Consider the following 13,747-nt stretch of genomic DNA (forward strand, 5'->3'; position numbering starts at 1 on the left):
GTACAGTTTTTTCCGGTCGAAAAAATTTTTAAACATGATTAGCCATTTAAACGTTGATGCATATGTACAATTTCGGAACCTAGTAGTTGAATTCGTTGACGAATTTCTTCATCTTGAATTTGATTATTTTGATCGAATTGATTCATTGTCACAAAAACGCTAGTGGCAGGAATATACGCTTTTAAAAAGCTTACAATGGATTTTAGATGCGTTTCTGTTACTAAATAGTGGCGGTCGGTTCCACCGTTCATAACTAGACCCACTACCTTTTTATGAAACACATCATAAGGTAAATGGTCAAATAAGTTTTTTAACGCACCAGTAATGGAAGCTTGATAAACAGGTGAACCGATCACATATAAATCCGCTTCTTTAATCTTTTGAATTACTTTTTTTGTATCTTCATTGTATTGATCAAATGGTCTTCCATCGACAAATTCTACATTGTAATCTCCTAAAAATAACAATTCCGTTTCTAATTCAGGATATGCTTTTTTCGCACTTTCTAACACTTCATTCACTACAACGCTCGTTTTATTTCCAATCAGCGCACCGGCTATTCCTAATAATTTCATTTTTGCTCCTCCTTCATTCTCGCATCCAATATCTTTCAACCATTAATTTTACTATAAAAAACAACCTATGAAAATTTTCGTTAAGCCAGTTTAAACATTAGAATTATTAAAGCAAACGAATTATACTCATAATAGGTAATGGCTGAACATTATTTTGTTAATACTCTATTCATTATAATGAAAATTTTTTGAAATGAGAAAGGATAAAGTTTATGGGATTCATCCTTGTTGAAATTTGTGACAATAATTTAATGGCGACAATTGATTTAGAAGGTGAATTTAAAGATCAACCAGAAGTCGCTGTTTTACGATATGAATGTTTAAATTTGTGCGGACTATGTGCCATTCGACCATATGCACTTGTCAATGGAGAAAGAGTCTTTGCTAAAACCATTGAGGAATGTTTGGAATTAATTAAAATCAAAGTCGCAGAAGAACTGGAGCAGTATTTATAATTAACGGTTCACATTTATAAGAGTGACATGCTTCAATCTGTCACTCTTTTATTTTCTGTGAAATTATTATGATACTATTATTTTGTTGAATTCTTAATGCGTAGAAAATTTGGCAATGGATGTACAATTTAAATCCATTTCCCTGAATAGAAAAAGGAATGACCAACTTTTCGATGTCATTCCCTCATAAAGAAAAATATTCTATTGAATGCAGATGTTAATAAACATTTCCAATCCTTAACCCGCATAAGATTCCCAATGTTTTTCTTCCCCGATAAATAGCAATCCTAGTTCATGATGTTCCCCTTCAAATAGAGCTCGCTGAGCAAAACGAATTTCTCCGTTCGTATCTAAAACTTCTAACTTACAAAATGCACTATTTTTTTGTAAAGCAATATAAAAATCTCTTCCATTATTGACAGTCGTTCCGTTAACTTTTGTAATGATTTCTCCTACTTGTAGTCCCATATGGTCTGCAGCCGAATAAGGGATAATTCCTAAAATCATTAAACCGTTATTTCGCTTTGAAAAATATGTTGACATAGAGTCATCCTTATATCGTTGAATAAAGCTAATGCACTCTCTTCCAATGATAGCAACTGCAACCGCAATAATGGATGCAACTGGATACCAAATACCGACAATCGAGATGGCAAGAACGAGAGCTGCTAATAAAAGGACCCGATTCCCTGTCAAACGAATGGATTCTTTTGGTAACATTCCTTGGATTTGTTGGGCAAAACCTATCCAGTATGGAACAAGAATTAAAGAATAGCTTGTCTCTCCTAGCGTTAAAACCGGCCACCAATCAAATGGTGCATGGAAAAATCCTTCTGGTAGTAAGAACAAAATTGGTACCATCCAAAGACGTTTCGATTCATGAACTCCTACTCTTTGACCTCTTTTACTTAATACAATTTTTGGTGATGTATTTTTTGTTCCGTTAGTTATGATTAAAATTCCTTCAGCCATAACCAACAATCCGATAATCACTGCCATTAACGGGATAAAATTTGCATTTACTTGTTGAAAAGCTTCTTCAAATATAGGTGGAGCATATTCAAATTCGGTCATTATGTATAAAATGAAAAATGACAACCCTGCTGTTAAGGAAGCAGACAGCATTTGTGGACGAATAAAGAAGGCAAGTAAAATGGATACTACTGCGACAGTTATGATAAACGCAAAAGGGACAGGAATTCCGACTAGAATAATGACCGCCGATACAACAAGTCCAATGGTTATCCCTTTGAATCCATACGTTCTCCATTCATATAATCCATCCTGTGCACGAATGTGAAAATTTTTCCGTTCCCTTTTCACACGTAAATAACCTAAAAAAATAGCATAAAACGCGCCTATATATAATAAAGGGTGTAAAAATATCTTTCCTATCCCTAATAACAATTCACCGAGCCACTCAAACATATGCACACCACCTGTCCGTCTAACATCTATTACTATATATTCTAGCAAATGTTATATTGAAAACATATACCTATTCCATAGGAAATTGGATAGAATTCTTTTTCTTATAGATTTTAAACATTTTCGGTCAAAAAAATAGAGAGGAAAGCCCTCTCTTTATCTATTTGATAATTGATATGTGAGAAAATGGATAGCTGTTTGAAGTTGCCGATCATTACTCTCTAATTTCATCGCTTCAACTACTTTTCCTTCAAGTAATTTCGCTGTTTCCTTATCAATGATTCCCGTTACTTTTAATTGATTTTCTGATTGGAACGCTCTCACTGCCATTTCTGTCGTTTCGCTAAAATAACCATCTTGTCTTCCCGGTTCATAGCCGATGCTTTTCAAAATTTCTTGAGCATGTTTGACTTGTTCACTATTCATATCTCTTTTTAACGGTTGATCGATATTAATCGGATGGGTTTTATACAGTTCTCCTTTTTCTACTTTTATATCCGGTTCAATTCCTTTTTGATGAATCCAGTTCCCATCTGGTGTCAGCCATTTATAAAGAGTTAGTTTCAAATGGCTTCCGTCGCCTAAAGGTAACGCTTGTTGTACTGTACCTTTACCAAACGTTTTCTCTCCAATGATCGTACTATTTTCAATTTCTTTTAATGCTCCCACTAATATTTCAGATGCAGAAGCACTACCTTCATCCGTTAATACGACTATTGGATAGTTTTTTCCTTCTTTTCTTTTAGAATAAGATGATTGGCGATCTCCGTTTCTCTGTTCGATTTGGACATAAGGTTTTTTATTGGAGACTAATTCTTGTAAAATTTCTTCAACACTTGTTAATAGTCCCCCCGGGTTCCCTCGAACGTCAATAATTAATGCTTGTATTCCTTCTTTCTCTAATTCTTTTAATTTTTTCTTAAAATCATTTCCTGTTTCTTTGGAAAAAGAAGTGATTTCCATATATCCGATTTGTTTTTGCTCTCTTTCTATCATTTTTGAAAACACAGTTTCTATTGGAATTGTATCCCGCTTGACTTCTATGACAATAGGTTCAGACAATCCCGCACGTTTAATTTCTAATTGAACCTTTGTCCCTTTTTCCCCTCTAATTTTTAATGTAGTTTCATATAAATCAAGATTTTCTACACTTTCTCCATCTACTTTAATAATTTCGTCATTTGGTTTTATACCTGCCTTTTCCGCTGGAGAATTTTTAAACGGGGCTATGATAATTTTCTTTCCGTTCACAATACCGATTTCAGCCCCAATTCCTTCAAAGGATGAATCGAGTGATTCATTAAATTTTTCTGCTTTCACTTCATCCATATAAACAGAATAGGGATCCTTTAATGTTGAGACCATTCCTTCGATAGCCCCTTCGATTAATTGTTCTGGCTCTACTTCATGAACGTAACCATTGTATATCGCTTCGTACGCTCGTTTAATTTTTTCAACATCAAAGTTGCTAGAACTGTTTATCGTAATAGGAACTACTTCTTTCGCATCTTTTTTGCCCATCCAGTTCATGCCTGCATACGTTCCGGCAGATGCAAAGACCATTGAACTGATCATAAGAGCGATGATCCATCTTTTTCTCAAGTTAGTGCCTCCTCCCGACTACCATTACACTATTTCAATATATGAACCGGATGGACGAGTTATGATAATGCTTAGGAATCGTATTTGGAAATTGGAATTCAGTTACAAAAATTTTATAGGGGTGACAAATAAAGTTAATAAGGAATTTAAAAACTTTTTCGTTCTTGCAAAGGTCGCAAATTTGTATATAAAAATTACCAATGATTGAATGATTAGGGAACAATATTCCCATTGTCACTAGAAACCATCAAAGTTGCAAATAAATCCTAACGAAATATTTTTCCAAAAGAAAAAGAGAATGCATCATGATACATTCTCTTTAATATTTGCCACTTTATTTACGTTCAAAATTTCATAAACGTGGACACTGTATTTTTGTTTTAATTGATTCATCCATTCATGCGTTCCTTCTAATTGCAGGAAAACTATCTTACCGTTTTTTCTTTCTTGAATAATGGGAGATTCGCTTTTAATCATACTTGCCGTTTCTTGGTCTGTAAAAATTGCCCAATCACTGTTTCTGATTTCACTTTCATGTTTCCGTTCATCTATAAACGGTAAAACATGTGGAAACAAATGATTTTTTTGCTGAAAAATTTGAACGAAGTCTTCGATCATGGCACTCGCAGTTGGATATCGACCAGCACCTGCACCTGTAAAAGTTAAGCCTCCAACTAAAGTTCCTTGAATATGAATGGTGTTATCCACCCCGTCTATAGAATAAAACGGATGAGTTTCATCTACTAGTACAGGTTTTACCCAGCAATCTTTTGCATCCAGAGAAATATGAGCAACGTGACGAAATCTTAGTCCAAAAACTTGGGCAAGTTCCACATATTGTTGCGTAATCGTGGATATGCCTTCTCGTTCAATTACTTTCCAGTTTGGTTCTCTTCCAAAAATACACCGATATAAAATGATTAATTTGTAGTACGCATCATAACCATCTACATCATTCGTTGGGTCTTGTTCCGCATATCCAAGCTGTTTCGCTAGTTTTAATGCCTCTTCAAATGTACATCCATGTTTCCGCATTTCCGTTAAAATAAAATTAGACGTTCCATTTAAAATCCCTTCAAGTTTTAAAATATGATTCGTTTTTAAAATGGAACATAAGGTGCTGATGATCGGTACTCCACCTGCAACGGTTGCCTCATACCGTACCGTCACCCCTTTTTCTTGCGCTAAGTTCACTAACTCAATTCCATGATGGGCAAGCATCACTTTATTAGCGGTAATGACGTGGCATCCTTTTTCTATAAATCTTTTTAAATACGTAAAGCATGGCTCCGTACCGACAATAGCTTCAAAGACAATTTGCAAATCAGGAATTTTTAGAATTTCCTCTATGTTATTAGTCACCAATACTTCTCGTTCAATTGTACGATCTTTCGTAATGTCTTTCACCAAAACGGCACAAATTTGAATCGGTTCTCCAATTAATTGTTCTAATCGTTTTTCATTGGTTTTTATTCCTTCGTAAACGCCCTGGCCAACTGTACCAAAACCTAAGATGGCAATCTTTTTTACGATCGGTCCCACCTCCTTTTCAATCTGTAAGGGCCCTTTGAATCATAGGACCCCATTGATCAAATTCGACTAAAAACCCATCATGACCGAACTTTGTCGGAACTTCGACGTAATTTCCATCATGAACATATGGCATATATTTTTCCATGACTTCCCCTTTATATAATAGGTCGCCTTGAAAACAAATGGATGTAAGTTTCGGTTGATATTGTTTAAAAACTTCTTCTAAATTTCCTCGATCTCTGCCAATGTCATGGCTGTTCATTGCGTGTAATAAATATAAATAACTGTTCGGATCAAATCGATGCAACAGCTTTTTCCCTTGATAATGCAAGTATGATTCAACTTGATAATATGGAGGCTGATGTAATTCCTGATGACGAATTTCTCGCTGAAATCGTTCTTCAAACAATTCCCCCGTTCGGTACGTAACCATTCCTACCATTCGAGCAATGGAAAGACCGTTGACATCCGAAGCGTTTTCGTAATATCCGTTTTTCCAATTAGGGTCATGCAAAATGGCTTCAATTCCGATTCGATTAAACGCAATACCGTAGTCACTCAAATATGGAGTTACAGCTAAAGCAATGACATGTTCAACGGTATCCGGATATAATACTCCCCATTCTAATGCTTGCATTCCTCCTAATGAGCCACCGATTACTGCTTTCACGTGGTGAATTCCAAGTTGAGCGAGAGCTTTTTTTTGAAAATGAACCATATCTCGGATTGTAAAGAACGGAAACTGTGTACGGTATTCCTTTCCTGTATCAGGATTGATACTTGTCGGCCCGGTGGAACCAGAGCATCCTCCGAGTACATTAAAAGTAATAACTAAATATTGATTCGTATCAATATACAGGTTAGGTCCTACCATTCCCCGCCACCAACCGGGATGGTCGTCTGTTCCATATGTTCGTTCATTCCCGGTTAGTGCGTGAAAAATTAAAATAACTGGACCATTTTTATTTCCTACCATTTCATAGGAGGCAAGTGTATCTTTTAAAACCTCCCCGCTTTCTAGCTGTATATCTCCAACAAAAATAGTTCCATATGTGTGTTCATCTGTTATCTTCTGCAACATAATGATTCGCTCCTATTTTTATACCGTTACAGCTGCCACCGCCTTTGTAATGGCTTGATCAAGATCTGCGATGATGTCATCAACATTTTCAATACCTATGGAAAGACGAATGAGTTCTTCTGTCACCCCAGTTAAAGCTAGCTCTTCTTTACTTAATTGTTGGTGAGTGGTTGATGCTGGATGAATAATTAATGATTTAGCATCTCCAACGTTAGCGACATGAGAGAACAAAGAAATATGATCGATTACCTTTCTACCTGCTTCTCGTCCGCCTTTAATACCAAATACAACCATTGAACCGAATCCATGTTTTAAATATTTTTGTGCTAAAGGGTATGTTGGATGATCTTCGAATCCTGGATATGTGACCCAGTCAACATCCGGATGGTTTTTCAAAAATTGGGCTACTTTCAATGCATTTTCATTATGTCGTTCTAAGCGAAGGTGCAACGTTTCTAATCCTTGAAGCAAATAAAAGGCATTTTGCGGACTTAAACAAGGACCTATATCGCGTAACAATTGAACACGGAGTTTTACTGCATAAGCTACGTTTCCTAAATCGGCATATTTGAGTCCGTTGTAGCTAGGGTCTGGTTCGATGAAACCTTTGAATTTTTCATTGTTCCAATCAAAGTTTCCTCCATCCACAACGACTCCTCCGATTGAGTTTCCATGGCCGCCGATCCATTTCGTAGCTGAATGAACAACAATATTGGCTCCCCATTCAATCGGCTTACATCCGTAAGGTGTAGCAAAAGTATTATCGATGATTAAAGGAATCCCTGCTTCTTTTGCAATGTCAGCAACGGCCTCTACATCAAATACTTGTAAACTTGGATTTCCGATAATTTCTCCATATAACGCTTTTGTTTTTGGAGTAATCGCTTTTCTGAAATTTTCTGGATCAATCGCATCAACAAATTTAACTTTTATCCCGAATCGTGGAAGGGTTAAGGAAAATAAATTGAAGGTTCCGCCGTATAAATTTGTCGCCGCTACAATTTCATCCCCTGTTTCAGCGATGTTCAAGATTGCTAACGTAATAGCGGACATTCCGGATGCAGTTGCCACTGCTGCTGTTCCACCTTCTAGTGCTGCTACACGTTTTTCAAAAACATCCACCGTTGGATTCGTAATCCGAGTATAAATATTTCCTGTTTCCGCTAGTGCAAATAAATTTTGTGCATGTTCTGTATCGTTGAATACATACGACGTTGTTTGGTAAATCGGTACTGCTCTTGATCCAGTGGCAGGATCCACCTCTTGCCCTCCATGAAGCAATAATGTTTCATCTTTCAATGAATTAGTCATTTCACATACCTCCTAAAGTTTTCATTAAAGGGTGATAAGTGAGTATTTGGCAGATGGAATGAGAGGGAAGAGGAAGGATTTAGTAGGATATTTGTAATAAAAAACCCTCTTCATAAGAAGAGGGCGTAGTTTTTAGTTCCTCCTCTTATCTCTCAGATCATTTTGACCTGTAGGAATTGGCACCTTTTCAAACACGTCGTTTGAAGGTTGCCGGGTTTCATCGGGCCTAGTCCCTCCACCTCTCTTGATAAGAGTCAATACTCACTTATGAAATTGTTGTTAAACTGAATTATAATGAACGGACAAATTCTCGTCAATCAAATTTTTATAATTTTTTAAATAATAATGCAATGATGATTATTCGACTATTTTGCTAACGAGTTTTGTTTTTTGCATAAAGCTTGTAAGTTTGAATAGTCTTGTTTGAAGTCCCAAACATTTCGTGCATGGCCAAAATAAAAGCCTCTTCCTAACGAAGAGGCTATGAAAAGAAGCATAATAATTGACGAATAATCTATATATATCAAACTTGAATTCTCTAAGTCAAAAAATTAGTCTTATAATAAACCAATTTCCCTTTGGTTGTTTAGATCATCGGTTGAACGATCCAAAAGAATTTTTGCCGCTCGTTGGATATCCTCCATTTTTAATTGTTGCCATTCCGTTTGATCACCCGATAAATTATACATCGTCTTAATATTTTCTCTTATTAAATAAGCTGCATAACTATGTGGAAATTGTTGATCATTCTTTGCTTCTGCTAATATATTTCCCCAAACTCTTCCTCTATCTTCCATTAATTCTACTAATTTCGCACGGTACTCAAGGACATATCCAGGTAGATTCGGATAATGCTCATAATCATAGAAATGTTGCGCTTCATGTTTCAGAAAGGAAACGTTGAACACTTCATCATCTAATGGTTCATATGCTTCTTTCACACAGTAAAGTGCATCTTCTTTTGCCCACCCTCCTGCATAATGTTCGCCAAACGTTGCATAATGAAGCCAGCTTTGCATGATAAAGTTGGACATAAATATTACATCTACATTTTGTGTTCCTAAAGGCAGTTCGACTATATAGCTTTTTTTCTCATTCGTTTTCCAAATAAATGGTCCACGAAAAGGGGCCGTTACTCCGCCTAAAAAGTTCCATCCTTTATCTTCAAAGATCGATTGCAGTTCTTTTTCCACTTCATCAATATTTGAGCATGCAGGAACGAGTTCACTTAAATGTTGAAAAAGCCATTTCTCTCCCTTTTTAACATCTAGCTTTTTCATTAAAACAAGTAGAAAATATGTCTGATAAATGGATAATACTGAGTTAATAAACGGATCCTCTAGTTTTGACGGTTCATCTTCCTTACATGTAATAAATCGCTCCATTAGTCTTCCTTTCCACCGAACGACTTCAGGATGATCATCGGGCAATTCGTTTAAATATTGGATTGCTCCTAGCACATCTCCATTAAATAAAAAGTGCTTCACGTGTTGACTCAAAACATCAGCACCTCATCTTCCCCTTATGTATGTCTATTAGACGGAATAGCTAGTTTTATTGTTACATACATAGTCATTATTTGATAGAATAGTCCATCCATATAAAAAACAAAAATCACCATTTTCCAAGATAAAAGAAAATGGTGATTGATCGATATCATTTTCGGGGGATCCATACGTTATAATATGGGGCGATTGAATTTTAGTGCATGGCTTAAAAAAGAATTTTGTTCAATTAACTCATTAACGCTGTATACACTTGGACATCAAGCTCTTTTGCCTTTTTTGGATTGTACGTTTTTACATATTCAGGCTCTTTTGTAATTTTTGCTCCCCAAAACATACTTTCAAATACAGCTGAAACTTCTAATTCAATTTTCGCTAGTTTAATTGCCACTCCGTCCATTTTTTCTTCTAAAATTTTTGCCATCCCATGAATGGAATAAACGGTTTCATTAGCAATAACGGTTAATACAACGTTCGGATTTGCTTCTATATTTTTATAAAGTCTTGATTGATTCGTGACTGAAAACCGAATATGTTTTTCATCGACAGCCTTCACCCATGAAATAGCTGTAACATTAGGAGTTTTCGTTTCCCATTCGATGGTAGTTAATAACACTAGTTTTTCACCTTCAAAAAATTCCACCAAATCGGGAGAGAGTTGTTTAGGTATCTCTTTTTGTGCCATCAACATTCCTCCTTATGAAGTCTTTGATTCTATTTGACGTTTCCCTAAATATGTTTCAGCAATTTTTTCATCATTCAATAAATCTTTTGCTGCTCCTTCCATCGCAATTTCTCCGCGATCTAATACACATGCACGGTCAGCGATTTGCAAAGCAGCTTTGACGTTTTGCTCGACTAAAATTATCGTTGTTCCAAACTCATCTCTCATATCTTTTAACAGATTCATAATATCTTTGACTACTAATGGTGCAAGACCTAATGACGGTTCATCCAACATCATGAGTTCTGGTTTGGCCATTAAGCCGCGTCCAATCGCAAGCATTTGTTGTTCACCGCCACTTAATAATCCACCAGGGCGATCTAACATCGTTTTCAACTTCGGAAAAAATGATAAAACATGTTCTAGATCATTATGAATGGATGCTTTATCTCGTTTATAACGATGATACGCTCCTAGCAATAAATTATCTTTAACGGATAAATCATCAAAAATTTGTCTTCGTTCCGGAACGAGGCTGATTCCTTGTTGCACTACTTTTTCTACCGGAAGACCGGAAATTTGCTTACCTTTATAAAAAATTGTTCCTTCTTTTGGTGCATAAACACCTGCAATCGTGCCTAATAATGTACTTTTTCCTGCTCCGTTTGAACCAACTATCGCAAAAATTTCACCTAGATTCAGCGAAAAACTTAATCCCTTTAATACATGTAAATACCCGTGATTCACATGGAGGTTTTTTACTTCTAACATTTACACAACCTCCTCTTCGCCAAGATAAGCAGCAATCACATCCGGATTTTTCGACACTTCCTCAGGTGTTCCTTCGGCAATTTTCTTACCATAATCTAAAACGACAATATGGTCCGCTAACGACATAACCGTTTCCATATCGTGTTCTACGAAAAGAAAAGTCATGCCATTTTCTCTCATATTTTTTAAAACTTGAACTAGTTTTCTTGATTCTTCTGGATTTAATCCAGCCATCGGTTCATCAAGCAAAATAATCGCCGGTTCTGATACAGCGGCACGAGCTATTTCTAACAGACGTTGATTTCCGTAAGGGAGTGTCGCAGCCATTTCAAAAGCTAAATGATCAATTCCAACTAAAGCTAAATGATGCATGGCTTTTTCAAACGTTAATTTTTCTTCTTTTAAAACGCTCGGTAACCGAAGACCTGCAGCTAATATACCGGATTTCAAACGATGGTGGAGGCCGGTCATTACATTCTCAATAACAGTCATGTTTCCAAATACTTGTAAGTTTTGAAACGTTCGAGTAATGCCTAGTTTGGCAATTTGATAAGGTTTTTTTCCTGTAATCGGTACATCTTTAAACATAACTGAACCGCTTGTAGCAGGTAGAACGCCGGTAATCATATTAAACAACGTCGTTTTCCCAGCACCGTTTGGCCCAATCACAGCGGTAATTTTCCCTTCTTCAATGGAAAAGGAAACGTCATCTACCGCTTTTACCCCGCCAAACGTTTTGGTTAGTTGTTGAATTTTTAAAATTTCACGGCTCATCCATTGTCACCCCCAATAGATGGAGAGTTGCCTTCTTGCACATCTACTGTCTTATTTTTTTCTTTTTTCAATTTTGATCCAATGTAAGAAAGTCCTTTACTTAATGGCTGTGCTAACCCATTTGGCATATAAATTAAAATAACAACTAATAAAATTCCAAAGAAGACTGTTTCAAATTCTCCACCTGCGTTTGGTAAAAACATCGGGACAAGATCTTTTAACCATTCGCTTAAATAGACATAAACGAAGGCGCCAATTAGTCCACCCCAAACGCTACTGACTCCACCGATGACAACCATGATGAGAAACATAATCGATTGCATCGCATCGAAAAGTTCAGGGTTAATAAATAACGAATAATGAGAATATAAACTACCCGCCACTGAAGCATAAACCGCACTTAGCATAAATGTTTGAAGTTTATAGTTTTGTATATTGACACCAATCGAATCGGAAGCAATTTCACTTCCATGAATCGATTGGAGAGCTCTTCCAATTCTTGATTGAATCACATTCCGTGCAAAAATGATTCCTACAATCACCAAAAACCATACGAGAAAGTAAAAATGTTGGGTTTGAAAGGTAAAACCGAATAGTTCAAACCGCGGAATACCAAAAAATCCGTTTAACCCGCCTGTAATACCTTTCCACTCTTTAAAAAACGTATAAACGATAATACCAAACCCTAAAGTTGCTAGCGCTAAATAATTTTCCTTTAGCTTAAACGTCGGAATTCCAATAATGACTGCGATGATGACGGAGATGAAGATCCCGACTAAAATTCCGATGATTGGAGACAGCCCCATTTTCACCGTCATATACGCCGATGCATAAGCTCCTATTCCATAAAAGGCTGCTTGCCCTAGTGAAATTTGCCCAGCATAGCCCATTAATAAATTTAATCCCGTACAAACAAGAGCGTAAATTCCAACAAGGATCAATGTACTTAACACATAATTATTCGAACTAAAAATAAACGGTAAAATAAAAATGATAACTGCTATGGAAAGGGGACCTAGTAAACTACGATTATATAAGTTTGCTAATCCTTCTTTTTTCATGTCACTCTCCCCCTATACTCGTTTGCCCGATGCTTTGGCAAAGATTCCATTTGGTGCAACAAATAAAACAATTAACAATAACGCAAAACTGATCGCATCTTTATAACCGGACGAAAAATATCCTTCGGTAAATGATTCTAAAATTCCGATAATAAACGCACCGACAACGGCCGCTGGTGCATTTGTTAAACCGCCAATCACAGCTGCGATAAAGGCTTTAATTCCTAGCATTAACCCCATGTTATACGACGCACCGGAAATTGGAGCGATAATAATTCCTGCTAATGCTCCGAGACCTGCACTGACAGCAATCGCTAAAAAAGACATTTTTAACGGATTAATTCCCATTAATCGAGCGGAAAAACGATTGACGACTATGGCTGTTAACGCTTTTCCAATATACGTTTTATTAAAGAAATATCCCATCGCTATAAGTGCTAATAACGAAATACCAATGGCCCATAAACTTTGCGGCTGCAAAGCAGCATTGATTATCCGAATTGGTTCATTCCCTGTAAACGGTTTTAACGTATGAGGTTGAGTTCCCCAAATAAAAATGGCGATACCACGAAAAGCAAACGAAACCCCGATGGTAATAATGATTAAAGTTGCCAGCGAAGAGTTTCTTGCCGGTCGGATCGCTAATCGTTCGAATCCCCCACCGATAATGACTACGATTAAAATGCTTAAGATGATCGCGATCATTAACGGTAAATTCATATTGACGAGAGAAATACATATTAATGCCCCTAACATGGCGAATTCCCCTTGGGCAAAATTCAAAATTCCCGTCACATTATAAATCGTGACAAACCCAACGGCGATTAACGCATAAATACTTCCAACCGTTAAGCCGGTAAATAACAATTGTAAAAATTGGGTGAGAAATTCTTCCACTCTGCGTCACCTTCTTCCTAGTTTATTTCTTTCACAGATTGGATGAAGGGCGGGAATTGAATATTCACCGCCCAACTATTTATGGTGAAC

Annotated in this window: 13 protein-coding genes and 1 riboswitch; of the genes, 1 reads left to right on the plus strand and 12 read right to left on the minus strand. The window is 36.5% G+C overall.

The genetic code is table 11. The annotated features are described in order from the left end of the window. Positions 1-38 precede the first annotated feature (38 nt). Positions 39-575 carry an NADPH-dependent FMN reductase gene (locus AC3ASS_RS05175; RefSeq protein ID WP_488282450.1) on the minus strand — a complete coding sequence of 179 codons (537 nt, stop codon included), beginning with the start codon at positions 573-575 and terminating at the stop codon, positions 39-41. 212 nt (positions 576-787) lie between these two features. Between AC3ASS_RS05175 and AC3ASS_RS05180 the strand changes: the two genes are divergently transcribed. Beyond that, the gene (locus AC3ASS_RS05180) at positions 788-1,030 is read left to right on the plus strand and encodes a YuzB family protein (protein ID WP_488282451.1); all 243 of its coding nucleotides are present in this window, start codon (positions 788-790) and stop codon (positions 1,028-1,030) included. 237 nt (positions 1,031-1,267) lie between these two features. Here AC3ASS_RS05180 and AC3ASS_RS05185 read toward each other — a convergent pair whose 3' ends face one another. The 11 genes from AC3ASS_RS05185 to AC3ASS_RS05235 form a co-directional block, all read right to left on the minus strand. Then, positions 1,268-2,458: a PDZ domain-containing protein gene (locus AC3ASS_RS05185; RefSeq protein WP_488282452.1), complete on the minus strand. Its 1,191-nt coding sequence runs from the start codon at positions 2,456-2,458 to the stop codon at positions 1,268-1,270. Between the two features lie 156 nt (positions 2,459-2,614). Further along, on the minus strand, positions 2,615-4,060 hold the full coding sequence (locus tag AC3ASS_RS05190) for a S41 family peptidase (RefSeq protein WP_488282453.1): 1,446 nt from the start codon (positions 4,058-4,060) through the stop codon (positions 2,615-2,617). 303 nt (positions 4,061-4,363) lie between these two features. Continuing rightward, a complete protein-coding gene (locus tag AC3ASS_RS05195) occupies positions 4,364-5,602 on the minus strand; it encodes a homoserine dehydrogenase (RefSeq protein ID WP_488282454.1) in 1,239 nt (412 codons plus the stop codon). Between the two features lie 7 nt (positions 5,603-5,609). Then, positions 5,610-6,674 (minus strand): homoserine O-acetyltransferase MetX, encoded by a 1,065-nt coding sequence (gene metX / locus AC3ASS_RS05200; RefSeq protein ID WP_488282455.1) that lies wholly within the window; start codon positions 6,672-6,674, stop codon positions 5,610-5,612. A gap of 18 nt (positions 6,675-6,692) precedes the next feature. Beyond that, a complete protein-coding gene (locus tag AC3ASS_RS05205; RefSeq protein WP_488282456.1) occupies positions 6,693-7,985 on the minus strand; it encodes an O-acetylhomoserine aminocarboxypropyltransferase/cysteine synthase family protein in 1,293 nt (430 codons plus the stop codon). A 142-nt stretch (positions 7,986-8,127) separates the two neighbouring features. Next, positions 8,128-8,239: riboswitch (SAM riboswitch) on the minus strand. Positions 8,240-8,542: 303 nt separating this feature from the next. After that, on the minus strand, positions 8,543-9,484 hold the full coding sequence (locus tag AC3ASS_RS05210; RefSeq protein WP_488282457.1) for a hypothetical protein: 942 nt from the start codon (positions 9,482-9,484) through the stop codon (positions 8,543-8,545). A gap of 235 nt (positions 9,485-9,719) precedes the next feature. Then, positions 9,720-10,175, minus strand: a complete 456-nt coding sequence (locus AC3ASS_RS05215; RefSeq protein WP_488282458.1) for a pyridoxamine 5'-phosphate oxidase family protein — start codon at positions 10,173-10,175, stop codon at positions 9,720-9,722. Positions 10,176-10,187: 12 nt separating this feature from the next. After that, on the minus strand, positions 10,188-10,925 hold the full coding sequence (locus AC3ASS_RS05220) for an ABC transporter ATP-binding protein (RefSeq protein WP_488282459.1): 738 nt from the start codon (positions 10,923-10,925) through the stop codon (positions 10,188-10,190). Further along, positions 10,926-11,699 carry an ABC transporter ATP-binding protein gene (locus AC3ASS_RS05225; protein ID WP_488282460.1) on the minus strand — a complete coding sequence of 258 codons (774 nt, stop codon included), beginning with the start codon at positions 11,697-11,699 and terminating at the stop codon, positions 10,926-10,928. Next, complete coding sequence (locus AC3ASS_RS05230; RefSeq protein WP_488282461.1) at positions 11,696-12,760, minus strand: branched-chain amino acid ABC transporter permease; 1,065 nt, start codon at positions 12,758-12,760, stop codon at positions 11,696-11,698. Before AC3ASS_RS05230 ends, AC3ASS_RS05225 begins: the two co-directional genes overlap by 4 nt. Positions 12,761-12,772: 12 nt before the next feature. Next, the gene (locus AC3ASS_RS05235) at positions 12,773-13,657 is read right to left on the minus strand and encodes a branched-chain amino acid ABC transporter permease (protein ID WP_488282462.1); all 885 of its coding nucleotides are present in this window, start codon (positions 13,655-13,657) and stop codon (positions 12,773-12,775) included. Positions 13,658-13,747 lie beyond the last annotated feature (90 nt).

The organism is Bacillus sp. JST-5, from assembly GCF_057747715.1.

Coding starts and splice junctions, on each gene's coding strand:
- AC3ASS_RS05175 (WP_488282450.1), bottom strand. CDS start 575: ATGAAATTATTAGGAATAGCCGGTGCGCTGATTGGAAATAAAACGAGC.
- AC3ASS_RS05180 (WP_488282451.1), top strand. CDS start 788: ATGGGATTCATCCTTGTTGAAATTTGTGACAATAATTTAATGGCGACA.
- AC3ASS_RS05185 (WP_488282452.1), bottom strand. CDS start 2,458: ATGTTTGAGTGGCTCGGTGAATTGTTATTAGGGATAGGAAAGATATTT.
- metX (WP_488282455.1), bottom strand. CDS start 6,674: ATGTTGCAGAAGATAACAGATGAACACACATATGGAACTATTTTTGTT.
- AC3ASS_RS05205 (WP_488282456.1), bottom strand. CDS start 7,985: ATGACTAATTCATTGAAAGATGAAACATTATTGCTTCATGGAGGGCAA.
- AC3ASS_RS05215 (WP_488282458.1), bottom strand. CDS start 10,175: ATGGCACAAAAAGAGATACCTAAACAACTCTCTCCCGATTTGGTGGAA.
- AC3ASS_RS05220 (WP_488282459.1), bottom strand. CDS start 10,925: ATGTTAGAAGTAAAAAACCTCCATGTGAATCACGGGTATTTACATGTA.
- AC3ASS_RS05225 (WP_488282460.1), bottom strand. CDS start 11,699: ATGAGCCGTGAAATTTTAAAAATTCAACAACTAACCAAAACGTTTGGC.
- AC3ASS_RS05230 (WP_488282461.1), bottom strand. CDS start 12,760: ATGAAAAAAGAAGGATTAGCAAACTTATATAATCGTAGTTTACTAGGT.